Annotated in this window: 21 protein-coding genes; 16 read left to right on the top strand and 5 right to left on the bottom strand. The window is 36.3% G+C overall.

The annotated features are described in order from the left end of the window. The 7 genes from PQ459_05165 to PQ459_05135 are packed head-to-tail and all read left to right on the top strand — an operon-like array spanning position 1 to position 6,566. On the top strand, positions 1–747 hold the full coding sequence (locus tag PQ459_05165) for a glycosyltransferase family 2 protein (protein ID WDF47870.1): 747 nt from the start codon (positions 1–3) through the stop codon (positions 745–747). Continuing rightward, positions 744–1,553, top strand: a complete 810-nt coding sequence (locus PQ459_05160; protein WDF47869.1) for a glycosyltransferase family 2 protein — start codon at positions 744–746, stop codon at positions 1,551–1,553. The genes PQ459_05165 and PQ459_05160 overlap by 4 nt, the downstream gene beginning before the upstream one ends. Next, entirely contained in the window at positions 1,546–2,517 is a 972-nt protein-coding gene (locus PQ459_05155) for a glycosyltransferase (protein ID WDF47868.1), read from the top strand. Before PQ459_05160 ends, PQ459_05155 begins: the two co-directional genes overlap by 8 nt. Next, complete coding sequence (locus PQ459_05150) at positions 2,514–3,578, top strand: glycosyltransferase (protein WDF47867.1); 1,065 nt, start codon at positions 2,514–2,516, stop codon at positions 3,576–3,578. The genes PQ459_05155 and PQ459_05150 overlap by 4 nt, the downstream gene beginning before the upstream one ends. A 12-nt stretch (positions 3,579–3,590) precedes the next feature. After that, positions 3,591–4,568 (top strand): hypothetical protein, encoded by a 978-nt coding sequence (locus tag PQ459_05145; protein ID WDF47866.1) that lies wholly within the window; start codon positions 3,591–3,593, stop codon positions 4,566–4,568. A 12-nt stretch (positions 4,569–4,580) separates the two neighbouring features. Next, positions 4,581–5,588 (top strand): hypothetical protein, encoded by a 1,008-nt coding sequence (locus PQ459_05140; GenBank protein WDF47865.1) that lies wholly within the window; start codon positions 4,581–4,583, stop codon positions 5,586–5,588. A 15-nt stretch (positions 5,589–5,603) separates the two neighbouring features. Continuing rightward, the gene (locus PQ459_05135) at positions 5,604–6,566 is read left to right on the top strand and encodes a glycosyltransferase family 2 protein (protein ID WDF47864.1); all 963 of its coding nucleotides are present in this window, start codon (positions 5,604–5,606) and stop codon (positions 6,564–6,566) included. Positions 6,567–6,635: 69 nt separating this feature from the next. Here PQ459_05135 and PQ459_05130 read toward each other — a convergent pair whose 3' ends face one another. Then, positions 6,636–6,977 carry a phosphomannose isomerase type II C-terminal cupin domain gene (locus PQ459_05130; GenBank protein ID WDF48689.1) on the bottom strand — a complete coding sequence of 114 codons (342 nt, stop codon included), beginning with the start codon at positions 6,975–6,977 and terminating at the stop codon, positions 6,636–6,638. A gap of 139 nt (positions 6,978–7,116) precedes the next feature. Here PQ459_05130 and gltX point away from each other — a divergent pair, with 139 nt between their 5' ends. Further along, complete coding sequence (gene gltX, locus PQ459_05125; GenBank protein ID WDF47863.1) at positions 7,117–8,625, top strand: glutamate--tRNA ligase; 1,509 nt, start codon at positions 7,117–7,119, stop codon at positions 8,623–8,625. A gap of 64 nt (positions 8,626–8,689) precedes the next feature. Further along, positions 8,690–9,646, top strand: a complete 957-nt coding sequence (locus PQ459_05120) for an acetyl-CoA carboxylase carboxyltransferase subunit alpha (GenBank protein WDF47862.1) — start codon at positions 8,690–8,692, stop codon at positions 9,644–9,646. Positions 9,647–10,031: 385 nt separating this feature from the next. Here the strand turns inward: PQ459_05120 and rpsB are convergent, their stop codons facing one another. The 3 genes from rpsB to rplM form a co-directional block, all read right to left on the bottom strand. Beyond that, positions 10,032–10,793 carry a 30S ribosomal protein S2 gene (gene rpsB, locus PQ459_05115; GenBank protein ID WDF47861.1) on the bottom strand — a complete coding sequence of 254 codons (762 nt, stop codon included), beginning with the start codon at positions 10,791–10,793 and terminating at the stop codon, positions 10,032–10,034. Positions 10,794–10,972: 179 nt separating this feature from the next. After that, the gene (gene rpsI, locus PQ459_05110; protein ID WDF47860.1) at positions 10,973–11,359 is read right to left on the bottom strand and encodes a 30S ribosomal protein S9; all 387 of its coding nucleotides are present in this window, start codon (positions 11,357–11,359) and stop codon (positions 10,973–10,975) included. A 5-nt stretch (positions 11,360–11,364) separates the two neighbouring features. After that, positions 11,365–11,820, bottom strand: coding sequence for a 50S ribosomal protein L13 (gene rplM / locus PQ459_05105; protein WDF47859.1), 456 nt, complete (start codon positions 11,818–11,820; stop codon positions 11,365–11,367). A gap of 214 nt (positions 11,821–12,034) precedes the next feature. On the opposite strand from rplM, the gene PQ459_05100 reads away from it, so the two are divergent. Continuing rightward, a complete protein-coding gene (locus tag PQ459_05100) occupies positions 12,035–13,135 on the top strand; it encodes a DUF3667 domain-containing protein (protein WDF47858.1) in 1,101 nt (366 codons plus the stop codon). Positions 13,136–13,233: 98 nt separating this feature from the next. Here PQ459_05100 and PQ459_05095 read toward each other — a convergent pair whose 3' ends face one another. Further along, complete coding sequence (locus PQ459_05095; protein WDF47857.1) at positions 13,234–13,566, bottom strand: hypothetical protein; 333 nt, start codon at positions 13,564–13,566, stop codon at positions 13,234–13,236. Positions 13,567–13,699: 133 nt separating this feature from the next. Here PQ459_05095 and pncB point away from each other — a divergent pair, with 133 nt between their 5' ends. From pncB to PQ459_05065, 6 genes are all read left to right on the top strand, one after another. Beyond that, a complete protein-coding gene (gene pncB, locus PQ459_05090) occupies positions 13,700–14,875 on the top strand; it encodes a nicotinate phosphoribosyltransferase (protein WDF47856.1) in 1,176 nt (391 codons plus the stop codon). Between the two features lie 19 nt (positions 14,876–14,894). Next, positions 14,895–15,632, top strand: a complete 738-nt coding sequence (locus tag PQ459_05085) for a hypothetical protein (protein WDF47855.1) — start codon at positions 14,895–14,897, stop codon at positions 15,630–15,632. A gap of 148 nt (positions 15,633–15,780) precedes the next feature. Continuing rightward, positions 15,781–16,272, top strand: coding sequence for a T9SS type A sorting domain-containing protein (locus PQ459_05080; GenBank protein WDF47854.1), 492 nt, complete (start codon positions 15,781–15,783; stop codon positions 16,270–16,272). Then, positions 16,269–18,905, top strand: coding sequence for a carbohydrate-binding domain-containing protein (locus PQ459_05075; GenBank protein WDF47853.1), 2,637 nt, complete (start codon positions 16,269–16,271; stop codon positions 18,903–18,905). The genes PQ459_05080 and PQ459_05075 overlap by 4 nt, the downstream gene beginning before the upstream one ends. A gap of 234 nt (positions 18,906–19,139) precedes the next feature. Further along, a complete protein-coding gene (locus tag PQ459_05070) occupies positions 19,140–19,619 on the top strand; it encodes a BON domain-containing protein (protein ID WDF47852.1) in 480 nt (159 codons plus the stop codon). Between the two features lie 2 nt (positions 19,620–19,621). Beyond that, positions 19,622–20,038: an SH3 domain-containing protein gene (locus tag PQ459_05065; protein ID WDF47851.1), complete on the top strand. Its 417-nt coding sequence runs from the start codon at positions 19,622–19,624 to the stop codon at positions 20,036–20,038. The last annotated feature ends 64 nt before the right edge of the window (positions 20,039–20,102 follow it).

Below are 20,102 nucleotides of genomic sequence, written 5' to 3'. Positions count from 1 at the left end.
ATGAAGATTTCTGTAGTTATCAATACCTATAATGCTGAAAAACATTTGGATGAAGTTCTCAATTCTGTAAAAGGAATGGATGAAATCCTAGTATGCGATATGCACAGTGAGGATGAAACCTTGGAAATCGCCAAAAAATATAACGCCAAAATTATCTTTCACGAGAAAACCGGCTTTGTGGAACCTGCCAGAAATTTCGCCATTGCTCAAGCCAAAAATGAATGGGTTTTACTTTTGGATGCTGATGAAACTGTAAATACAGAATTAAAAAATTATTTACAGAAAATGGCCTCCGAAAAACCTGAAATCGCTTGCTTCGCCATTCCTAGAAAGAATTATTTTTTAGGAAAATTTATGCATTCTGCTTATCCTGATTATGTTTACCGTTTTTTTAGAAAATCTAAAATCAATTGGCCAGAATTCATACATTCGATACCAACCATTGATGGTGAAGTTTTCAAGATCAATTCAAATAATAAATTGTTAGCAATAGAACATCTTGCGGACGATAGTATTTCTCACACCCAAAACAAGAACAACCTCTACTCGACTGCCGAAATTCCGAAAAGACAGCATAAGAAAGTTACTTTTTTTAAATTATTGACATCGCCATTCTTTTGGTTTTTCAAATATTATTTTATCAAACAAGGGTTCAGAGATGGGAAAGAAGGCTTTATTTTTGCTTGCTTAAAATCTCAATACAAATTTTTGACCCTATCCAAACTGATAGAATATAAAAGTAAATGAGGATTGCACTGATTATTTCTACGTACAACTGGCCGGAAGCATTACAACTATGCCTCCAAAGTGTGATGAAACAAACTGTGAAACCGGAAGAAATCATCATAGCTGATGATGGTTCAACTACTTCGACAAAGGACATCATAGACCGATACAGAAAAATCAGCAAAAGAAAAATAAAACACATTTGGCACGAGGATAAAGGTTTCAAATTAGCAGAAATCAGAAACAAAGCAATCTCTGAAGCTACTGCTGACTACATCATACAAATTGATGGTGATGTGATCCTGCATCCGCATTTCATCCAAGATCATAAAAGTTTCGCCAAGCAAAATTCGTTTATCAAAGGACGACGGCTGATGATTGGCAAAACGAAAAGTGAAAATCTACTCAAACAAAAGTCCATAAATGTCTCTTTCCTAAGTGTAGATGTAAAAATGAGAGAACACGGCATCCGGATTCCTTTTTTTAATAAAATCTTCATTAGCAAAGAGGAACGTTCTGCAGATGGCGTGATGGGAAGCAATATGGCATTTTGGAAAAAAGATTTTGTAGCCGTCAATGGATACGACAATTCTTTGAAAGGTTGGGGTGCTGAGGACAAAGAACTTGCACAACGATTTGTAAATCTTGGAATGGTAAAAAGAAAAATAAAGTACGGCGCCATACAATACCACATCTACCATCCACAATGTGATAAAAGTAAACACGACGAGCAAATAAAAGTGATTGAAGACCTAAAATCATCTAAAAAAACAACTTGCGAAAATGGTTTAAGTGAGATTTCAAAAGATTACCAAATTTATGAATGATCCTCTTATAAGCCTTATTATTCCGTGCTACAATGCAGAAAGGACAGTTTCGAAATGTTTGACATCTGTAAAAAATCAAACTTATAAAAACCTGGAAATCATCGTTATAAATGATGGTTCAACGGATGACACTTTAGAAATCATCAAACGGTTTCAGAAAGATGATTCTAGAATCATTTTATTAAATCAGGAAAATGCAGGTGTTTCAAAAGCAAGAAATCAAGGCATACAAAAAGCTGGTGGAGAATTTATCTGTTTTGTAGATTCTGATGATTGGGTGGAGAACGATTACTGTGATTCGCTATACAACGCACTTGTTAAAACCAATGCAGACATCAGTATTACTGAGGCTTTTTACGAGGATGAAAAGGGCGATCAAAACCTAAAAAATAAAACTTTTGACGAATCAGTTTCTATCTACGATCAGCAATCTGCATTAAAATTATTGTTGGAAGATAAAATCATCCAAAGTCATCCTTGGGCAAAATTATATAAATCAACACTTCTTAAAGACATTTCGTTTCCCGAAAATCTGGAAGCATTCGAAGATTACTTTACAATGTTCAAGGTGTTTAAGAATGCTCAAACTGTCGTTAAGATCAACAAACCTGTTTATCATTATGTTCAATTTGAGAATAGTCTTTCACACAATCTGACGCCAAAAAGAGCCTATCACTTTTTCTTAGCATTGATGGAAGCTTACTCTTTTCTGAGCTCCCAAAACATTGATCTGTCATTCAAAAAATCAATTGTAAAGAATATTCTAAAAAAATCATTGATGGTTTTGAAGAGAATCATTAGAAACACAAATTCTGATGAGATGCTTGCTGAAAAAGAAAGCATCCGAAACGGCTTAGCTGTATTTCTAAACTATTCACCATTTGAAATAGGTCTGGAAAAGTATTTGTATCTTAGATTTTTCATCAATTATCCTGAGCAATACAGCAGGTTTATAAAAAAATGAATGATCCTAAAAAACCTTTGATTTCAATTATTATTCCGTGTTACAATGCGGAAAAGTATATCCATTCCTGCATAGCATCTGTTTCCCGGCAAACTTATCAAAACTGGGAATGTCTTCTGATAAATGATGGAAGCAAAGACAAAACTTTATTTATTTTAGAGGAATATTCTGCAAAAAATAACAAGTACAAAGTGTTTTCTCAGGAAAACCGTGGACTCTCTGCAACCCGAAACGTGGGAATAGAAAACGCCACTGGAAATTACCTGTTTTTTTTGGATTCAGATGATCTCATCACAGAAAATACTTTACTTCAATTTGTGAATGAACTTGACCCAGAAAATGATGTCATTACAGGAATTACAGTCACTGTCAATGGAGAAAATTTGGAAAAAATCTCACAGCTGAAACATCCAAAAGAAGGCGCTGTTTTCTATATAAATGACAATCAGGAAGTTCTACTCCGAACGATGGAATCTGGCTTGTCTCCAGTAGCACAAAACCGGCTGTACAAAAGAGAATTCCTGGAGAAAAATAAGTTAAAATTCAAGGATGGAATCCTTCACGAGGATGAATTATGGTTTTTTGAAACGATGTTTCTTGCAAGAAATGTTAAATTCATTAACGACGAAACTTACCTCTACAGAACGGATAATTCGGAATCGATTACGAAAAATGTGGATGAGCGAAACCTAAATTCTTACTTACAGATTTTAGAAATTATTTTCGACAAATATTATCAAAACAATTCTGATTCTTACAAAAAAGCTGTTTCAGAGAAATATTTGCAATATTTAAAAAAATTAATAATCGATTTTTCCATCCGAGAAAAAAACAAATTGACTGATGTTTCCAGATTAAAATTGGAAACAACCTTGAAAAAAATCCACACCAAATCTGATGACGTTGCTTTGCTTTCCAAAAAAAATGAAACTTACTACAGAGCTTTGAACAAACTATCCTTGTTTCCCTTCAACACTATTGAAAGACATTTTTTTAAAAATCCAGTCAACAGCATCAGAAAGCAATTTAAACTTTTACAAATCAAATATTTATTAAAATAATTGTCTAATAAAATGTCTGCCCCAACTTTCCTTCTGATGATCCCCGATTATTCGGATTTCCCCAATCTGTTTGTGGAAAATCTGAAGAAGGAAGGCTTTTCGCCATATTTAATCACAGATAATCCTTCTAAGTTTAAATATCAGAACAACGAAAAGATTATTAATTTTTTTCAAAAAACTTTTTTTAAAAATAGAGATTACAAAAAGAAGCTTGTTGAGGAGCATAAACTTCGTGAGTACTACAGAAAAATATCTGATTTGGAAATGCTGGATTATGCCTTGGTCATTCGTCCTGATTTGTTTCCGATTCCGGTGATTGAGGCTTTGAAAAAAAAGACAAAAAAACTGATCGCTTACCAATGGGACGGCATCGAAAAATTCCCGGCAGTGAAACAATACTTTCACCTATTTGATTCTTTTTTCTGCTTCGATTCTGAAGATGAAGCCAATCATATCAAACCGATCACCAATTTTTATTTTGACTTTCTACCGCCAGCTTACAAGGCGTTCAATTTTCAAAAACCAAAGTTGTACTTCGTCGGATTGTTTTGGGAGAACAGGGAGAAAAAAATAGATCGGTTTATTGCTGAGATGGCTGATAAAAACGTAGAACTATCAATTTTCATTCAGTATTATCATAAATCTGAAATCAAAAATCCAAAGATCAAATATATCAAAGACAGAATTACTTTTCTCGAAAGTTTGAGAAACGTAGAATCATCAGATATTTTGCTAGATTTTGTAGATCCGGTTCACAATGGGCTTTCTATCAGATTTTTTGAGGCGCTTTATTACAAAAAAAAGGTAATCACTGATAATATAATGGTGAAAAATTACGATTTCTATTATCCAAACAATATATTTGTGTTAGAAAACGACAATTACAATGAAATTGATGCTTTCATAAAAAAACCTTACTACGAAATTTCCGAAGATATTGTCAAAAAATATGGATTCAGTAGTTGGATAAAACAAATTATTAAAAATTAAATCGTACTTCTCTTGAAAAAAACAATCATCTTGGTAATGCCTCATCATTTCAAGATTTATGAGGGTTTTAAAAAAAATTTAGAGCATCTTGGTTTTGAAATAAAACTGCTTTTTACCAGCGATCAGGATTTCCAGTATGACAACACGGTGCAAAAAATCACCAATTTCATCAGAAAAACTTTAGGTGATAGGGACTATAAAAAAAGACTTAAGGATGAGTACAATGACAAATCTCTTCTAAAATCTTTATCAAAAGTTGAGGGAAAAGTTGATTATGCGCTTGTCATTCGGCCGGATTATTTTTCAATCGAGACGCTTCAAATTCTAAAAAACAAAGCCACTCAATTAATTGCTTATCAATGGGATGGATTAGAAAGATATCCTAAGGCCAAGAATCTCATTGCAGTTTTCGACTGTTTTTATCTTTTCGATGTTGATGATTATCAGAAATATCATTCGGTCTATTCGAATGTTTATCCAATCACCAATTTTTATTTTGATTTCGACTTTTCTCAAGACAACGACCTTAAAAAAGAAAAAAAAGAAGTCTTTTTCATTGGAAGTTTTATTGAAAGTAGGATTGATGAAATAACAGAACTCAACCGCGTTTTCAGAGATTTGGAATTGAAAACTGATATTAATCTATTATATTTTGATGAGAAAACCCGTTTGATGTATGAGCAAAATGGCATTAATTTTATTGAAAAACCTTTAACTTATCTGGAGGCTTTGGAGAAGGTGAAAAATGCTGATATCATTTTAGATTTTGCAGATTCTGTTCATAATGGTTTATCGTTTAGAATATTTGAAACCCTTCGCTATTCAAAAAAACTGATTACAACAAATCCGCTTGTCAAAAATTATGATTTCTACAATCCAGGTAATATTTTGATTTGGAACAAATCTGTTGGAAAAGAAGAAATAAAGCATTTCCTTTCTAAAGACTATCAAGAACTAGATAACTACCTAAAAACCAAATACTCATTTACGAATTGGATTAAAACTATTTTAAAAGATTAATTTTAAAGAGAATATATGAAAACGTCAGTTGCAATTTGCACCTATAATGGAGAAAGATTTCTAAACCAACAATTGGATTCTATATTAAACCAAACTCATCGCGTTGACGAAATCGTTGTCTGTGATGACCAATCCACGGACTCTACAGTTTCAATTTTAAATTCTTACAAGGAAAAATATCCAAAGATTTTCCACATTCATATCAATGAAAAAAATCTTCGAAGCGTGAAGAATTTCGAAAAGTGTATTTCTCTCTGCGAAAATGATATTATTTTTTTATGCGATCAAGACGATATCTGGGTAAATGATAAGGTTGAAAAGATGCTCAAAGCTTTTGAGGAAAACAAAGAAATTTCTGTAATCTGTACAAATGGGTTTGGGATTGATGAACACAATAAAACCCTTGATGTCTTGAGTCTTTGGGACATCCCAAAACATGTGAGAAAAAACGGCTATCACTTTGATTACTTTATCATTCTCAACTTAATTGATAATTTTTGTACCGGCGCTACTATGGCACTTCGGCGAGATTTAAAAAAAGACATTCTCCCAATTCCTATCATAGACAATGTACACCACGATGGATGGATTGCGATGGTGGCAGCATTGCAAAACAAACTTTTCTTTTTGGATGAAAAACTAATCTATTACAGAAAACATCCATCACAACAAGTGGGAAATGTCTTTTTCGAAAACACAAAAAAAAGCAGGAGAGACCTCACAAACTATTTCAGTATAGATAAAGAAAAAAAATCTTTCAAAGATTACAAAAGATTCCTCAAACGATTTTCAAATGCTTACCAGAAGAACAAAGCTTTGTTGGAGGAACTTCCTTATCAAAAAGAATATTTTGAAAGTAACCTATTAGAATTAAAAAGAAGATTTGATTTTTACAGTGCTGAGATGAAAGAAAACTTCCCTGTAAAATCACAATTTTTACTAATAGCAGATATGTTTCTGAGGAAGAGAAAAATGTAACTTATACTTTACAAAAAAGGCAGCTAGTAATCCAGCTGCCTTTTTGTATTCTTCTTTATATTGATAGGATTATTCTCTATCATATTCATCCTCCAGTCTCACGATATCATCTTCCCCAAAGTAAGTTCCTGTCTGTACTTCTATGAAGACAACCGGCTTATCCGTAAGATTCATAATTCTATGCTTAGCTCCCAACGGAATAAAAATGCTTTGTCCGTAAGCTAACGGAATTTCTTCGCCATCCAGGACAATTGTGGCATTTCCTTCGATAATTGTCCATTGTTCCTGTCTTTTGTAGTGGAATTGATAAGACAATTTCTGTCCCGGATTTACTTCAATTCTTTTCAACTTATAATGAGGTTCATCTGCTAATACAAAATATTTACCCCAAGGTCTTTCGCCTATTTCCAACATAGTTTTTATTTTAATCAACAAAAATACTCTTTCATAAAATATTAACCAAATTCAAAAGGCAAAACGGTCAAAATTTCTTAATTTTGCACCACAATTTTTTAGTCATTCCGATGGCTTTTAAAAATCTATATTGAATATGAAAAAAGTAAGAGTGCGATTCGCACCCAGCCCAACAGGCGCTTTACACTTAGGAGGCGTGAGGACGGCTTTGTATGATTATCTTTTCGCCAAAAATCAAGGTGGAGAATTTGTTCTCAGAATTGAGGACACCGACACGGCAAGATATGTGGAAGGTGCGGAAGATTACATTATGAATTCTTTGGAATGGTGCGGCATCATCCCAGACGAAAGCCCAAGAGTTGGCGGACCATACGCACCTTACAGACAATCTGAAAGAAGAGACATCTACGACAGATACAAAGAGCAAATCCTGAAAACCGATTACGCTTATCTAGCTTTTGATACACCGGAAGAATTGGATGCAATCCGCAAAGATTTCGAAGCGAGAGGCGATGTTTTCTCTTACAATCATCAGACAAGACAACAACTAAAAAATAGCATTTCTCTTTCTCAGGAAGAAGTTCAGAAATTGTTGGACGAGAGCGTTCCTTACGTTGTACGTTTCAAAATGCCGGTTGACAGAACTTTGAATCTTCAGGATATCATCAGAGGAAATTTTTCTGTGAACACCAATACGCTTGACGACAAAGTTTTAATTAAAAATGACGGAATGCCAACCTACCATTTCGCCAACGTGGTCGATGATTTCGAGATGAAAATCTCTCACGTGATCCGCGGTGAAGAGTGGTTGCCATCGATGCCTTTGCACGTTTTGCTTTATGAAGCAATGAATTGGGAAGCACCTGAGTTTGCTCATTTATCATTGATTCTAAAACCAGAAGGCAAAGGAAAATTGAGCAAAAGAGACGGTGCAAAATTTGGATTCCCGGTTTTCCCAATGAATTTCAAAGATCCAGAAAGCGACGAAATCTGGAAAGGTTACAAAGAATCTGGTTATTTCCCGGAAGCGTTCATTAATATGACTGCGCTACTTGGCTGGACACCAGCAAATGATAGAGAAATTGTTTCTATGGACGAAATGATCGCTGAATTTGATCTTCATAAAGTTCATAAAGCTGGCGCGAGATTCGATCCACAGAAAGCAAAATGGTTCAATCAGGAATATCTTAAAACTAAATCAAATGAAGAAGTTTTAGAGTTATTAAAAGAAGTTGATGAAGTAAAAGCATTGAATCTTTCTGATGACAAATTATTGAAAATCGTTTCATTGATGAAAGAAAGAGCGACCTTCGTGGTTGATATTTACAACGATGGAAAATTCTTCTTCGAAGCGCCAACTTCTTACGACGAAAAAGCATTGAAGAAAGCTTGGAACGAGACGACTTCTGCCATTCTAAAAGACTTTTCCACCAAACTCAAAACTGAAAACTTTGAATCCGAAACTCTCAAGGAAGCCATTCATCATTTTGCTGAAGAACATTCTTTAGGAATGGGAAAAGTGATGATGCCGCTTCGATTGGCTCTAGTTGGAGAACTGAAAGGCCCTGACGTTCCGGACATTATGAACATTATTGGCAAAGAAGAAACTTTAAAAAGAATAGAAAAAGCAATTAGCTCAAATTAATTATCTTTTTCAAAATCGATTTATAAAAAAAACATTATTTTTGAGGGTTTAATCCAAACAAAACATGGAATATTTAGAATTTGAACAACCTGTAAAGGAATTGATAGATCAGTACGAAAAATGTGTACAATTGGGTACAGAAAGCGGCATTGATGTGGATGAATCCTGCAAAAAGATCAAAACCAAAATAGAAGAAACGAAGAAAAAAATATACGAAAATCTGACGCCTTGGCAGAGAGTTCAGTTATCGAGACATCCGGACAGACCTTACACGCTTGATTACATCAACGGTTTGGCAGATGCAGGAAGTTTTGTGGAACTCCACGGTGACAGAAACTTCGGTGATGACCCTGCGATGATCGGCGGAATTGCCAGCATCAGCGGAAATACAGTTATGCTGATCGGAACTCAGAAAGGTAGAACGACCAAAGAACGCCAGCACAGACGTTTCGGAATGTCGAATCCTGAAGGTTACAGAAAGGCTCTTAGATTGATGAAACTCGCTGAGAAGTTCAATATTCCTGTGGTGACTTTGATTGATACGCCGGGCGCTTATCCTGGATTGGAAGCGGAAGAACGTGGACAAGGTGAGGCAATTGCCAGAAACATCTTCGAAATGTGTTCTCTTAAAGTGCCAATCATCACGATTATTATCGGTGAAGGCGCAAGTGGTGGCGCATTGGGAATTGGTGTTGGAAACAAGGTCTATATGATGGAAAACACTTGGTATTCTGTGATCTCTCCGGAAAACTGTTCTGCAATCCTTTGGAGAAGCTGGGAATATAAAGAAACGGCTGCAACGACAATGAAACTGACAGCAGAAGATATGCTAAAACAGGAATTGATCGACGGTATCATTCCAGAGCCATTAGGAGGCGCACATTATGATTCTGCGACTACGTTTGAGAATGTGAAGAAAGTGCTTTTAAAAGACATTAAAACATTGTCTAAGCAAGCGCCGGAGAAATTGGTGAACGACCGTCAGGAGAAGTTCATTGCGATGGGGGAATTCAAAGGATAGTCTGGCTGTTGGCAATTTGCTTTTAGTTTTGGCTTACCACCTTTTAAACCTAATAAATTACGACCCTTTCAGAGTTTGAAACTTTGGAAGGGTTTTTTGTTTGTCTATATTTGAATGAATGACAAATCTTGGATTAATGAACAACTGTTCAATCTTGCGAAGCTGCAGCCCGACTTGAGTGGAGCTCTTTTTTGGATTGGCAAAAGCCTTGGCAAAAAAAGCGGGAACGGAAGGCGGAAAAACTGCCATAAAAACAAAAAAAACGGTTTTCGACGAATGTCAAATAGTTGCCCAAATAATTATAAAGTATTTAGAAATATTACAACAAAAAAAAGCGGTCTCAAATGTTTGAAACCGCTTTTCTATTTTTAGATAAATCCTTCGATTATTCAGCATCGAAATCAGCATCTGCGTCTGCAGAAACTTTTTCGCCTTCTTCTTTAGATTTTTCTTTGTCTGCTTTTCTTTGAGATAAACCTTCTTTGATAGATTCTGAAACTACGCTCAACAACATATCAATAGATTTTGAAGCATCATCATTTCCTGGGATTACGAAATCCACTTTTCTTGGATCTGAGTTAGTATCTACGATACCGAAAACCGGGATACCCAATTTTTTAGCTTCAGTCACTGCGATGTGCTCTCTCATAATGTCAACTACGAAAATAGCTGAAGGAAGACGAACCATGTCTGAAATAGAACCTAAGTTTTTCTCAAGATTTGCTCTTTGACGATCAACTTGTAGTCTTTCTTTTTTGGATAAAGTTTCGAAAGTACCGTCTTTCTTCATTTTATCGATAGAGTTCATTTTCTTAACCGCTTTTCTGATAGTTACAAAGTTTGTAAGCATACCACCTGGCCATCTTTCTGTAATATAAGGCATGTTAAGTTCAGCAGCGTGTTTTGCTACTACTTCTTTCGCTTGCTTTTTAGTTGCTACGAAAAGAACTTTTTTACCTGCAGAAGTTAATTTTTCCAAAGCTACGCAAGCCTCGTCCAATTTAACAGCTGTTTTATGTAAATCTACGATGTGAATACCGTTTTTCTCCATGAAAATGTATGGAGCCATATTTGGATTCCACTTTCTAGTCATGTGACCGAAGTGTACGCCAGCCTCTAAAAGGTCTTTTACATTTGCTTTTGCCATGTTTTCTTGTTTTTTGTTAGTTTACTTTCCGCTTTTCCGCAATCAACTTTACTTTAGATGGGAGTAAAGTTTGGATGCTAAACGTAACGGGCAATATTTAAGTGAGATTAAAAGACTTAAAGATTCGAGATATGAGATCAATGATCTCCCAACTCTTGTCTCTCCATCTCTTGTCTGGATTAACGTTTTGAGAACTGGAATCTCTTTCTTGCTTTTTTCTGACCGAATTTCTTTCTCTCAACCATTCTTGCATCTCTTGTAAGCAATCCGTGTGGCTTAAGAACCAAACGATATTCCTCATTGATCGCGCATAATGCTCTAGAAACTCCTAGTCTGATAGCCTCAGCTTGTCCAGTAATCCCTCCTCCGAAAACATTCACTTTAAGATCATATTGATCAACAGTTTCTGTCAACAAAAATGGCTGATTCACTTTATAAACCAAAACATCCGTACAGAAATAAGTTTTAGCATCTTTACCGTTTATGCTAATAACGCCAGTTCCTGGCTTAACAAAAACTCTTGCAACAGAAGTTTTTCTTCTTCCGATTTTGTGTACTGTAGACATATTAATTATTTGAATTCGTTAACATTGATTACTTTAGGCTGCTGAGCTTCGTGTTTGTGTTCTGTTCCTTCATATAAATAAAGGTTTTTGAACAAAGCAGAACCTAGTCTGTTTTTAGGAAGCATCCCTTTGATGGATCTTTCCAAAACTTTCAGTTCGTCTTTTTTCTTAAGCTCGTCTGCAGTCATAAACTTCTGACCACCAGGATATCCTGTATGCCAGATGTAAGTTTTATCTGCCCACTTGTTTCCGGAAAGTGTAACTTTCCCAGCGTTCAAAACGATCACATTGTCTCCGCAATCTGCGTGAGGTGTGAAGTTCGTTTTGTGCTTACCTCTCAAAATCTTTGCAACGGTAGAAGCTAATCTTCCCAACGGTTGCCCAGCAGCATCTACAACAACCCATTCTTTATTTGCTGTAGCCTTGTTTGCCGATACTGTTTTGTAACTTAATGTATTCACAATTTATCGTTTACGATTAAACATAATTTTCCCTTACGGGTGTGCAAAGGTAGCAATTTTTTTTTGCCTGAAAAATTAATCCGCAAAAAAGATTTTAAATTTCTAATAATTAATGAGTTATTAATTCGAATTCTGCTCGCACTGTTCAAAATTAATTAATATGAAGGCTATTATATAAGAGTGCTTTTTTATATTTTTGGTGAAAATTCTAAAAATGAGCCACGGAAAACTGAGAGAAGAAAAAGACTGCCTGAATTGCGGACATACCGTTGAGGAAAAATATTGTCCTAACTGTGGACAGCAGAACATCCAGACCAGACAGCCTTTCCACTATCTCTTCACTCATTTTGTAGAAGACTTCACACATTACGACGGACAATTCTGGGGAACGATGAAGAATTTGCTCTTCAAGCCTGGAAAACTCACGACCACTTATCTGGAAGGAAAAAGGCAAACATTTGTTCCGCCTGTGAAGCTTTATATTTTTGTTAGTTTCGTTACATTTTTCCTGTTTGCGACTTTTCCACCTTTTGAATTGGACTCAAAACTTGACAAAAACAAATTAGAGCAAATCCAAAAAGCACAACAGAAAGCAATTCCCATACTAGAGAAAGAATTAGAAGCTATAAAAGCTAAAAACCAATACACCCAAAGGGACAGCCTCAAAATCGAGGAAATCAACAAAGAAATTAAGAAAATTGTAAGTGGCAACAATTTTACAGACAAATTAAATTTAGACAAACGCTTAGATAAGAGTTTAAATTTCAATGGATATTCAACAAGGAAATCTTTTGATTCTGCTAAAGCTAAAAATCCTTCAACTTGGGATTTTATAAATGTTCCTTTTGCTCATAAACTTTTTGAATTAAAAGAAAATGGCGTTACAAAAAGAGAAATCTTAAAAAAACTGGGCGAAGTATCCTTTCACAATCTTCCCAAAGCCTTATTTATTTATCTTCCGATTTTTGCATTTTTTCTGTGGATTTTCCATAACAAGAGAAAGTGGTGGTATTTTGACCACGGCATTTTTACATTGCATTATTTCAGTTTCCTGTTATTAACAATTTTGACATTTTCGATGCTATACAAATTAACTGGCTATTTAAATAATACAGTTAACATATTTATTTATCTGTTGATGAATGTTCTACTCTTTTACAGTATGCTTTACTTTTTTATAGCCCATTATAAAGTTTATCGTACGCACGGTATCATCAGCTTTATCATTGGAAGTGTTTTGTTTATGTTTAATTTTTTTGCCTTTCTGTTTTTGGTTACGGGCTTAGGCGTAGTCAGCTTCCTGATGATTCATTAAAAAACAAAAAGCCAGATTTCCTAAGAAGTCTGGCTTTTGTATAAATTACAAATATCAAATTTAAAGCAAATTGCCAAAAGCCAAAAGCCATCAGCCAATCAATACCTCAGCGATTTGCTTTCTCTAAAACTCGCTATCATATAATAAGCGACAAATACGGTCGAGAATTTGAGGATGGAAGAAACGGCAACTTCGAAGTCAAAACATAGCAAGCCTAAAACCACAAGGAAAATAATTCCTATAAACGAAATCCCCATTTTCTTCGGCAAAGGCCACTCAGGATGGTCAACGAAATAAGCCAATCCCCAACCGATTCCAAAAGCTGAAGCTACATAAAGTTCCACCCAAAAATCTACCGGACTTCCCGTAAGACGTCTCAGGAAAAAACTAATTAATGTCCCAACCACAAAATACATCAGCGCTTTTACCATTTCAAATCATTTTTGCAAAAGTAAGAATTGTAAAATTGTACAATGTAAAAAGTAGAATGTATTAATGATTAAAAATATGCTACACCAAAATCTCCTCAACAAAATTCCTTAGATTTGTGTAAACGATATTTTTATGCGCGAGGTTCGGCTGAATTCTATTCTGGATAATGACTTTTATAAAATCACAATGCAAAATGCAGTCGTGAAATTATTTACCAACGAAATTGTAAAATACGAATTCATCAACCGTGGAAAACACGAGTTTCCGGAAGGTTTCGCAGACGAACTCAGAAAATCTGTCAACGCAATGGCAGAACTGAAACTCACCAAGGACGAAAAAAAATATCTGAAAGTCACTTGCCCATATCTTGCCCTTCCCTACCTTGATTTTCTGGAAGGTTTTCATTACGACCCTTCGGAAGTGAAAATTGAACAACACGGAAATGAGCTTAAAGTTTCCGTCGAAGGACTTTGGTACAGGACGATTCTTTGGGAAGTTCCTTTGCTGGCGCTTATCAGTGAACTTCATTACGAAATGAATCATTTGGAAAGACAAACCAACGAAGAAGTCATTGATAAAACGGTGGAAAAAGCAGTGCATCTTACAGAACTTGGTGTTCCGTTTGCAGAGTTTGGGACGAGAAGAAGGCATTCTTACAAAGTTCACAGATTGGTGATGGACGCTTTGATTCAAGATAAAAAGTCAACTTTCACTGGAACTTCGAATGTTCATTTGGCTATGCTTTACAACGTAAAACCGATTGGTACGCACGCACACGAATGGTTTATGTTCCACGCGGCGGAATTCGGTTTCAAGATGGCGAATTCTATCGCGTTGGAAAATTGGGTGGATGTTTACCGCGGCGACCTTGGAGTTGCACTTTCCGATACTTATACGACGGAAGTGTTCTTCCAGCAGTTTGATAAGAAATTTGCAAAGTTGTTTGACGGCGTTCGTCACGACAGCGGCGACCCGTTGGAATTTGCGGACAAAACGATTGCGCATTATCAGAAGCAAGGCATCAATCCATTGTTCAAATACATTATTTTCTCAGACGGACTTAATCTTGAAAAAGTGGAGGAAATCACGAACTATTGCAAAGGAAGAATCGGAATTTCATTTGGAATCGGAACTAATCTTACGAATGATGTCGGACTCAAGCCAATGAATATCGTTATGAAACTCATCAGCGTAAAAGGCATTAATAATGAATGGATTCCAACTGTCAAACTCTCCGACGAAAAAGGGAAATACACCGGCGACCCGAAAATGATTGAGTTGGCGAAGGAGTTTTTGAGGATAAAGTAATTAGAGATATTAGTCATCAATGAAAATTAAATCTTTCAAATATTTAATATTACTTTTTTGTTTTTATGGTTGCGGATTCGAAAAGTTAGGAGAATGGAAAATTTCAACTTTATATGCTCAAAAAATTGAAGGCACTTCAAAAATATTATATCAGTATGATGCTTGGGGAGGACGAGATTCAAACGCGAATGGATTTGTTATTCTGGATTCATCTGAAACTTTTAAAATCGACCTGCAAAATGAATTGCCTTTTTATAATCTTTCAGACATTCCAACTAAAACAAAAATTGTAGGAATTACACACGACTGCTATAATTCTTGTGGTAGCGATTATTATAAATCTAAGCCAATTTTCAAACCGATGAATATTGAGAAATCTTTATCTAAGGACATTCATATTGAAACGATAATTTATCAATATCGCGGTTACTCGGAGAAAGATGGAGGATTAGAAAGATATGTTTTTGAAAAATTTGCCGAGACAAAAGACAGTTTATTCTTTTATAACCTAAACGATGTAGAAAGTATGAATGGAATTCATTTAGATGAACTTAGAATCAAAAAAGGAGAAATTTATCTATTACAGAATGAAAACAAAGAAGTTGAGAAAATTATTGTTGAGCAAAAAACATTGAATCCAAAAACAAAAGAATTTATTGACGGACGAACTTGTTTCCTAACTCCTAAAAATAAAATACTTTCTAATAAATTTTCAGAGCGAGGAATATTTAGAGAAGCGAAAATCCCACACGACTAAATATTCAAAGCTCTTATATATCATTATCCAAAAATTCTCTCAATAATCTTATCAATTACTCCAAAAACCGACACATTTTCTTAATTCTCCGCATTTATTTTCATCATTAATATAGTAAAGATATTTTTGTTCATTAAAATAATTAAAAATGAACAATAACTATCACTTTTTCAGTAAAGTGTCTTTTATTTTGCTAATGTTTGCCGGCGTTTTCGGATTCGCACAGACAGGCGTTAAAATAAAATATTACACAGGAACTGAGCAAGGCTTCAATGTTTCGGCATCGGGAAAACTTTATTTTTCGGGAGACAATCTCTTGGTAAAACCCGAAGCTAATTCCACGGAAACAAGCATTCCTGTAAGCGTTATCCAGAAAATTACTTTTACGGATGAAGTTTTGGCAACTGAGAATGTTGGTCTTAATAAAAGCAATCTTCAGCTTTATCCAAATCCTTCCACAGATTACATCAGAATCAAATCTGAGGCAAAATATCTGGATGTCAAAATCTATAATCTTGAAGGAAAATTGTTAGTTTCTGGAACCTACAAATCAGACGAAGACATCAATGTTTCTAAACTGAACGCTGGTGCTTACTTGGTTCAGGCGAATGGTGTAACAATTAAATTTATCAAGAAATGAGAAAGTCTATCTTATTAATAGTGGTGATGCTTTTCTCGTTTTCGATGAAAGCTCAGCAAAAAGTGGTCGTTCACAATTCCGGTAACACAATGTATGCTTCGCCAATTGCTTCGGTGGACAGCATCAAGTTGGACAATACCTATTCGAAATTCAAATTGAGCGGGCAAACCAGCACTTTGGATATCAGAAAAAATGTAATTGACAGTTTGACATTCACCAATAACGCCGTCAATCTTGACAAAATCTACATCATCTACAACGGAACAGATAACGCAACGATTATCAATCCTTATTCTGCAAGCGGCGTAACCATCACTGCGACTGGAGGAACGGTTGCTGTAACCTCAACTTCTGCAACAAGCAATTTAGAATACAATCTTTTAGGAACAAGCGCAAGCGGAAGTCTGACAATGAGTTCTACTTCAACTGCAAAATTTGTTCTTAATAATCTTAATCTGACGAATGCAGCCGGACCGGCAATTATCGTAACTGGCGCACAAACGCATACTTTTACATTACAAACTGGAACAACAAGTTCATTGACCGACGGCTCTACAAATACCAAAAACGGCGCTTTACAAACCGACGGAAAAATTATTTTCACTGGAACAGGAAGTCTGAATATTAATGGAATAAAAAAACACGGCGTTTCTACTTCAAAAGATATTGAAATCCAAAACGGAACAATTACAGTTTCAGGCGCAGCTTCTGACGGTCTGCACTCCGAAGGTTTCACGATGAGCAACGGAACTTTGAAGGTCACAGCAGTTGGCGACGCGGTTGACGCTGGCGATGCAGCAGTTTCGATTTCGGGAGGTTCAATTTCCTCAACTTTGGCTTCGGCTGATGTGAAGGGAGTTAAAACCGGCAGCAACACCATTAATATTTCTGGTGGAACCATTAATCTGATTTTGACTGGAGCGCAATCCAAAGCAATCAGCGCAAAAGGAAACATCACAATCAGTGGCGGAAATATTATGACAAATCTTTCCGGTGCAGCAGTGCTTACAGCTTCAGGAACAGGATTTGACCCTTCCTACTCGACTGCGATTAAAACTGATGGCGTTTTGACTGTAAGCAATGCAACCATTAATCTGACTTTAGCTTCAACAGCAAATGGAGGAAAAGGAATTTCGACAGGTAAAGAAATCAATATCAACAGCGGAAATATTACAATCTCAACGGCTGGAAATGGAGCTGCTTACACCAATACAACGGGCGTTGCAGATTCTTATTCATCTTCTGCGATTTCTTCTGATACTGACATCAATATTCTTGGCGGAACATTAATTTTAACCAATTCCGGAACGGCAAGCAAAGGAATCAAAGCGGATGGAAATGTAAGCATCTCTGGCGGAAGTACAACTGTTAATCTTTCAGGCGCCACATTGCTTAATGCTTCTGGAAGCGGATTTAACCCATCTTATCCAACAGGAATCAAAGCGGATGGAAAAGTTACAATCTTAAGTGGAACCGTTACAGTAACCGGAACTACAACCGCGACCGGAACAAAAGGAATTTCTGCAGATGCAGATATCGAGATTTCTGGTGGAACTATTAATATCACTACTGCCGGAGCTGGTGCAAAATACACCAACACGACCGGAGCAACGGATTCTTATTCTTCTGCTGCAATTTCGGGCGATGCAAACGTGATTATCAGCGGTGGCTCATTAACAACAAACAGTTCAGGAATTGCTGGTAAAGGAATCAAATCTGATGGACAAGTCACCATCGGAACGGCGACGGGAAATCCAACTTTAAAGATTACAACAACCGGAGCTAGATTATTGGTTTCAGGAACAGATTATTCTCACCCGAAAACTTTGGTTGCCGCAAAAGCGATTGTAATTAATAATGGAAATAATACGTTCACTTCTACTGATGACGGCATTCATTCTGATGTTTCTGTAACCATCAACGGCGGAACAAACACGGTTTCTGCAATATCCGCAACTTCTGGCGTTGGAGAAGGTGTTGAAGCGCCTTTGATTACTTTCGCTGGCGGCGTCAATAATATTACCGCATCAAACGACGGAATCAACGCGACTTACGGAACGGTTTCCGGCGGAACTGAAGGAAACGACGGAAGTCACTTATACATCACAGGAGGAATCAATATCGTGACAGGAAGTGATGCAATCGACAGCAACGGAAACATTACAATTTCCGGCGGAACAACTATTGTCAACGGACCGACAAGTCAGCCGGAAGAAGGCATCGATTACAACGGAACTTTTCTGATGAACGGCGGAACATTGATTTCTGCAGGTTCAAACGCCAATATGACCAAAGCAATGGGAACAGCTTCTACACAAGTCAGTATGTACATCAAATCTTCTGCTCAGTTGGCCGCAACTTCTCTATTACACATTGAGAATGTGGCGGGAACAGAAGTGGTAACCTTCAAACCGAAAAATGCCGTTTACTATTTCCACTTCTCAAGTCCCAATTTGGCCAAATCTACGCAGTATAAAATCTACTTCGGCGGAAGTTATACGGGCGGAAGTTTCGCAGGCGGAGCAACAACTTGGGGATTGTACACCGGCGGAACTTATTCTACAACCGGAGCAACTTTGAAAAGCACGACTACAACGTCTGCTTCTGCAACGGTGAACACGATTTCTTTCTAATAACTTAACTACTTTTTATACAGATGGGAATGCAATTCATTTTGCGTTTCCATTTTTATTTTAAAAATATTGTCCTCATAAAACTGTTAATTTTATTTAAAATTAATTTCCGTATCGAAAAAAAAATTAATTTTACAATAAGTGAAAGTTTAAAATTTAAATGACCGAAAAATCAACACAAATCCTTTTGGCATTAATTTTACTGCTTAAAAAACATAAATTAATTTAATCACTATGAGAAAAACAATTAAAATCGCTGCTCTTGCCCTGATGGTATCAATGACGGCTGTTTCTTGTAAAAAGAAAGTCTCTGATGCAGAATTGACATCACAGGCAACCACAACACTTACCGCTTACCCAGGAACTTCTGTGGAAGTGAAGGAAGGCAAAGCACACTTGAGCGGTGTTTTCGCAACCGAAGCTGACAAACAAGCTGCTATCGATGCTTTGAAAAAAGTAGAAGGTGTGAAAGATGTTCACGATATGGCAACTGTAGCTCCTGTAGCTTCGCCAGTAGAAGTAAACGTGGTGGACGCTGCGGTTCTAACAAAAGTAAACACAGCATTGAAAGACATCCCAGGCGTGAAAGCTGAAGATGTTGCAGGAACTTTGACATTGACAGGAACTACCACTGCTGCTAACGCAAGAAAAGTGAAAGAGTCTGTAGATGCTCTTAAAATTGGTAAATACGATAACAAAATAACAGTTAAATAATTATGAGCTTACAAGATAAATACGCAAGTGTCGTTTCTGCAGCTCAGTCTGCTGGACTTTCTGACCTTTCTGTTCAAGAGCAGGATGGCGTTTTGTACATCACGGGAAAAGCGGCTAACAGCGCTTCAAAAGATTCTGTTTGGAACGCTCTAGGCGCTATCGACTCTTCTTATACGGCGACCGACATCAACATCGATGTTCAGGTTTCTGGATTGGCTGCTGGTGCTTCTTTGACGGTTGCAACAGATGATTCTAATTTGAACATTCGTCAAGAGCCTTCAACGGACGCTTCTATCGTAGGGAAAGCTGCAAAAGGTGAAACCGTAACTTTGGTGGAGCAATCTTCCGATGACTGGTGGAAAATCAAAACAGCTGACGGCGAAGAAGGTTACGCTTATGCAAGATATTTGAAAGCTTAATTTTCAAAAAGATTTAAAATCATATTAAAACCTCTGAATTTCAGGGGTTTTTTCTATTTTTAGC

This window comes from Chryseobacterium sp. KACC 21268 (assembly GCA_028736075.1).
Lineage (GTDB): Bacteria > Bacteroidota > Bacteroidia > Flavobacteriales > Weeksellaceae > Epilithonimonas.
Note: the sequence above shows the minus strand (reverse complement) of the source record. Positions and strands in the feature narration are given on the sequence as shown.

Coding starts and splice junctions, on each gene's coding strand:
- PQ459_05070 (WDF47852.1), top strand. CDS start 19,140: ATGAGAAAAACAATTAAAATCGCTGCTCTTGCCCTGATGGTATCAATG.
- PQ459_05080 (WDF47854.1), top strand. CDS start 15,781: ATGAACAATAACTATCACTTTTTCAGTAAAGTGTCTTTTATTTTGCTA.
- PQ459_05065 (WDF47851.1), top strand. CDS start 19,622: ATGAGCTTACAAGATAAATACGCAAGTGTCGTTTCTGCAGCTCAGTCT.
- PQ459_05150 (WDF47867.1), top strand. CDS start 2,514: ATGAATGATCCTAAAAAACCTTTGATTTCAATTATTATTCCGTGTTAC.
- rpsB (WDF47861.1), bottom strand. CDS start 10,793: ATGGCAAAAGCAAATGTAAAAGACCTTTTAGAGGCTGGCGTACACTTC.
- pncB (WDF47856.1), top strand. CDS start 13,700: ATGCGCGAGGTTCGGCTGAATTCTATTCTGGATAATGACTTTTATAAA.
- PQ459_05155 (WDF47868.1), top strand. CDS start 1,546: ATGAATGATCCTCTTATAAGCCTTATTATTCCGTGCTACAATGCAGAA.
- PQ459_05165 (WDF47870.1), top strand. CDS start 1: ATGAAGATTTCTGTAGTTATCAATACCTATAATGCTGAAAAACATTTG.
- PQ459_05160 (WDF47869.1), top strand. CDS start 744: ATGAGGATTGCACTGATTATTTCTACGTACAACTGGCCGGAAGCATTA.
- gltX (WDF47863.1), top strand. CDS start 7,117: ATGAAAAAAGTAAGAGTGCGATTCGCACCCAGCCCAACAGGCGCTTTA.
- PQ459_05075 (WDF47853.1), top strand. CDS start 16,269: ATGAGAAAGTCTATCTTATTAATAGTGGTGATGCTTTTCTCGTTTTCG.
- PQ459_05085 (WDF47855.1), top strand. CDS start 14,895: ATGAAAATTAAATCTTTCAAATATTTAATATTACTTTTTTGTTTTTAT.
- PQ459_05100 (WDF47858.1), top strand. CDS start 12,035: ATGAGCCACGGAAAACTGAGAGAAGAAAAAGACTGCCTGAATTGCGGA.
- PQ459_05095 (WDF47857.1), bottom strand. CDS start 13,566: ATGGTAAAAGCGCTGATGTATTTTGTGGTTGGGACATTAATTAGTTTT.
- PQ459_05120 (WDF47862.1), top strand. CDS start 8,690: ATGGAATATTTAGAATTTGAACAACCTGTAAAGGAATTGATAGATCAG.
- PQ459_05145 (WDF47866.1), top strand. CDS start 3,591: ATGTCTGCCCCAACTTTCCTTCTGATGATCCCCGATTATTCGGATTTC.
- rpsI (WDF47860.1), bottom strand. CDS start 11,359: ATGTCTACAGTACACAAAATCGGAAGAAGAAAAACTTCTGTTGCAAGA.
- PQ459_05135 (WDF47864.1), top strand. CDS start 5,604: ATGAAAACGTCAGTTGCAATTTGCACCTATAATGGAGAAAGATTTCTA.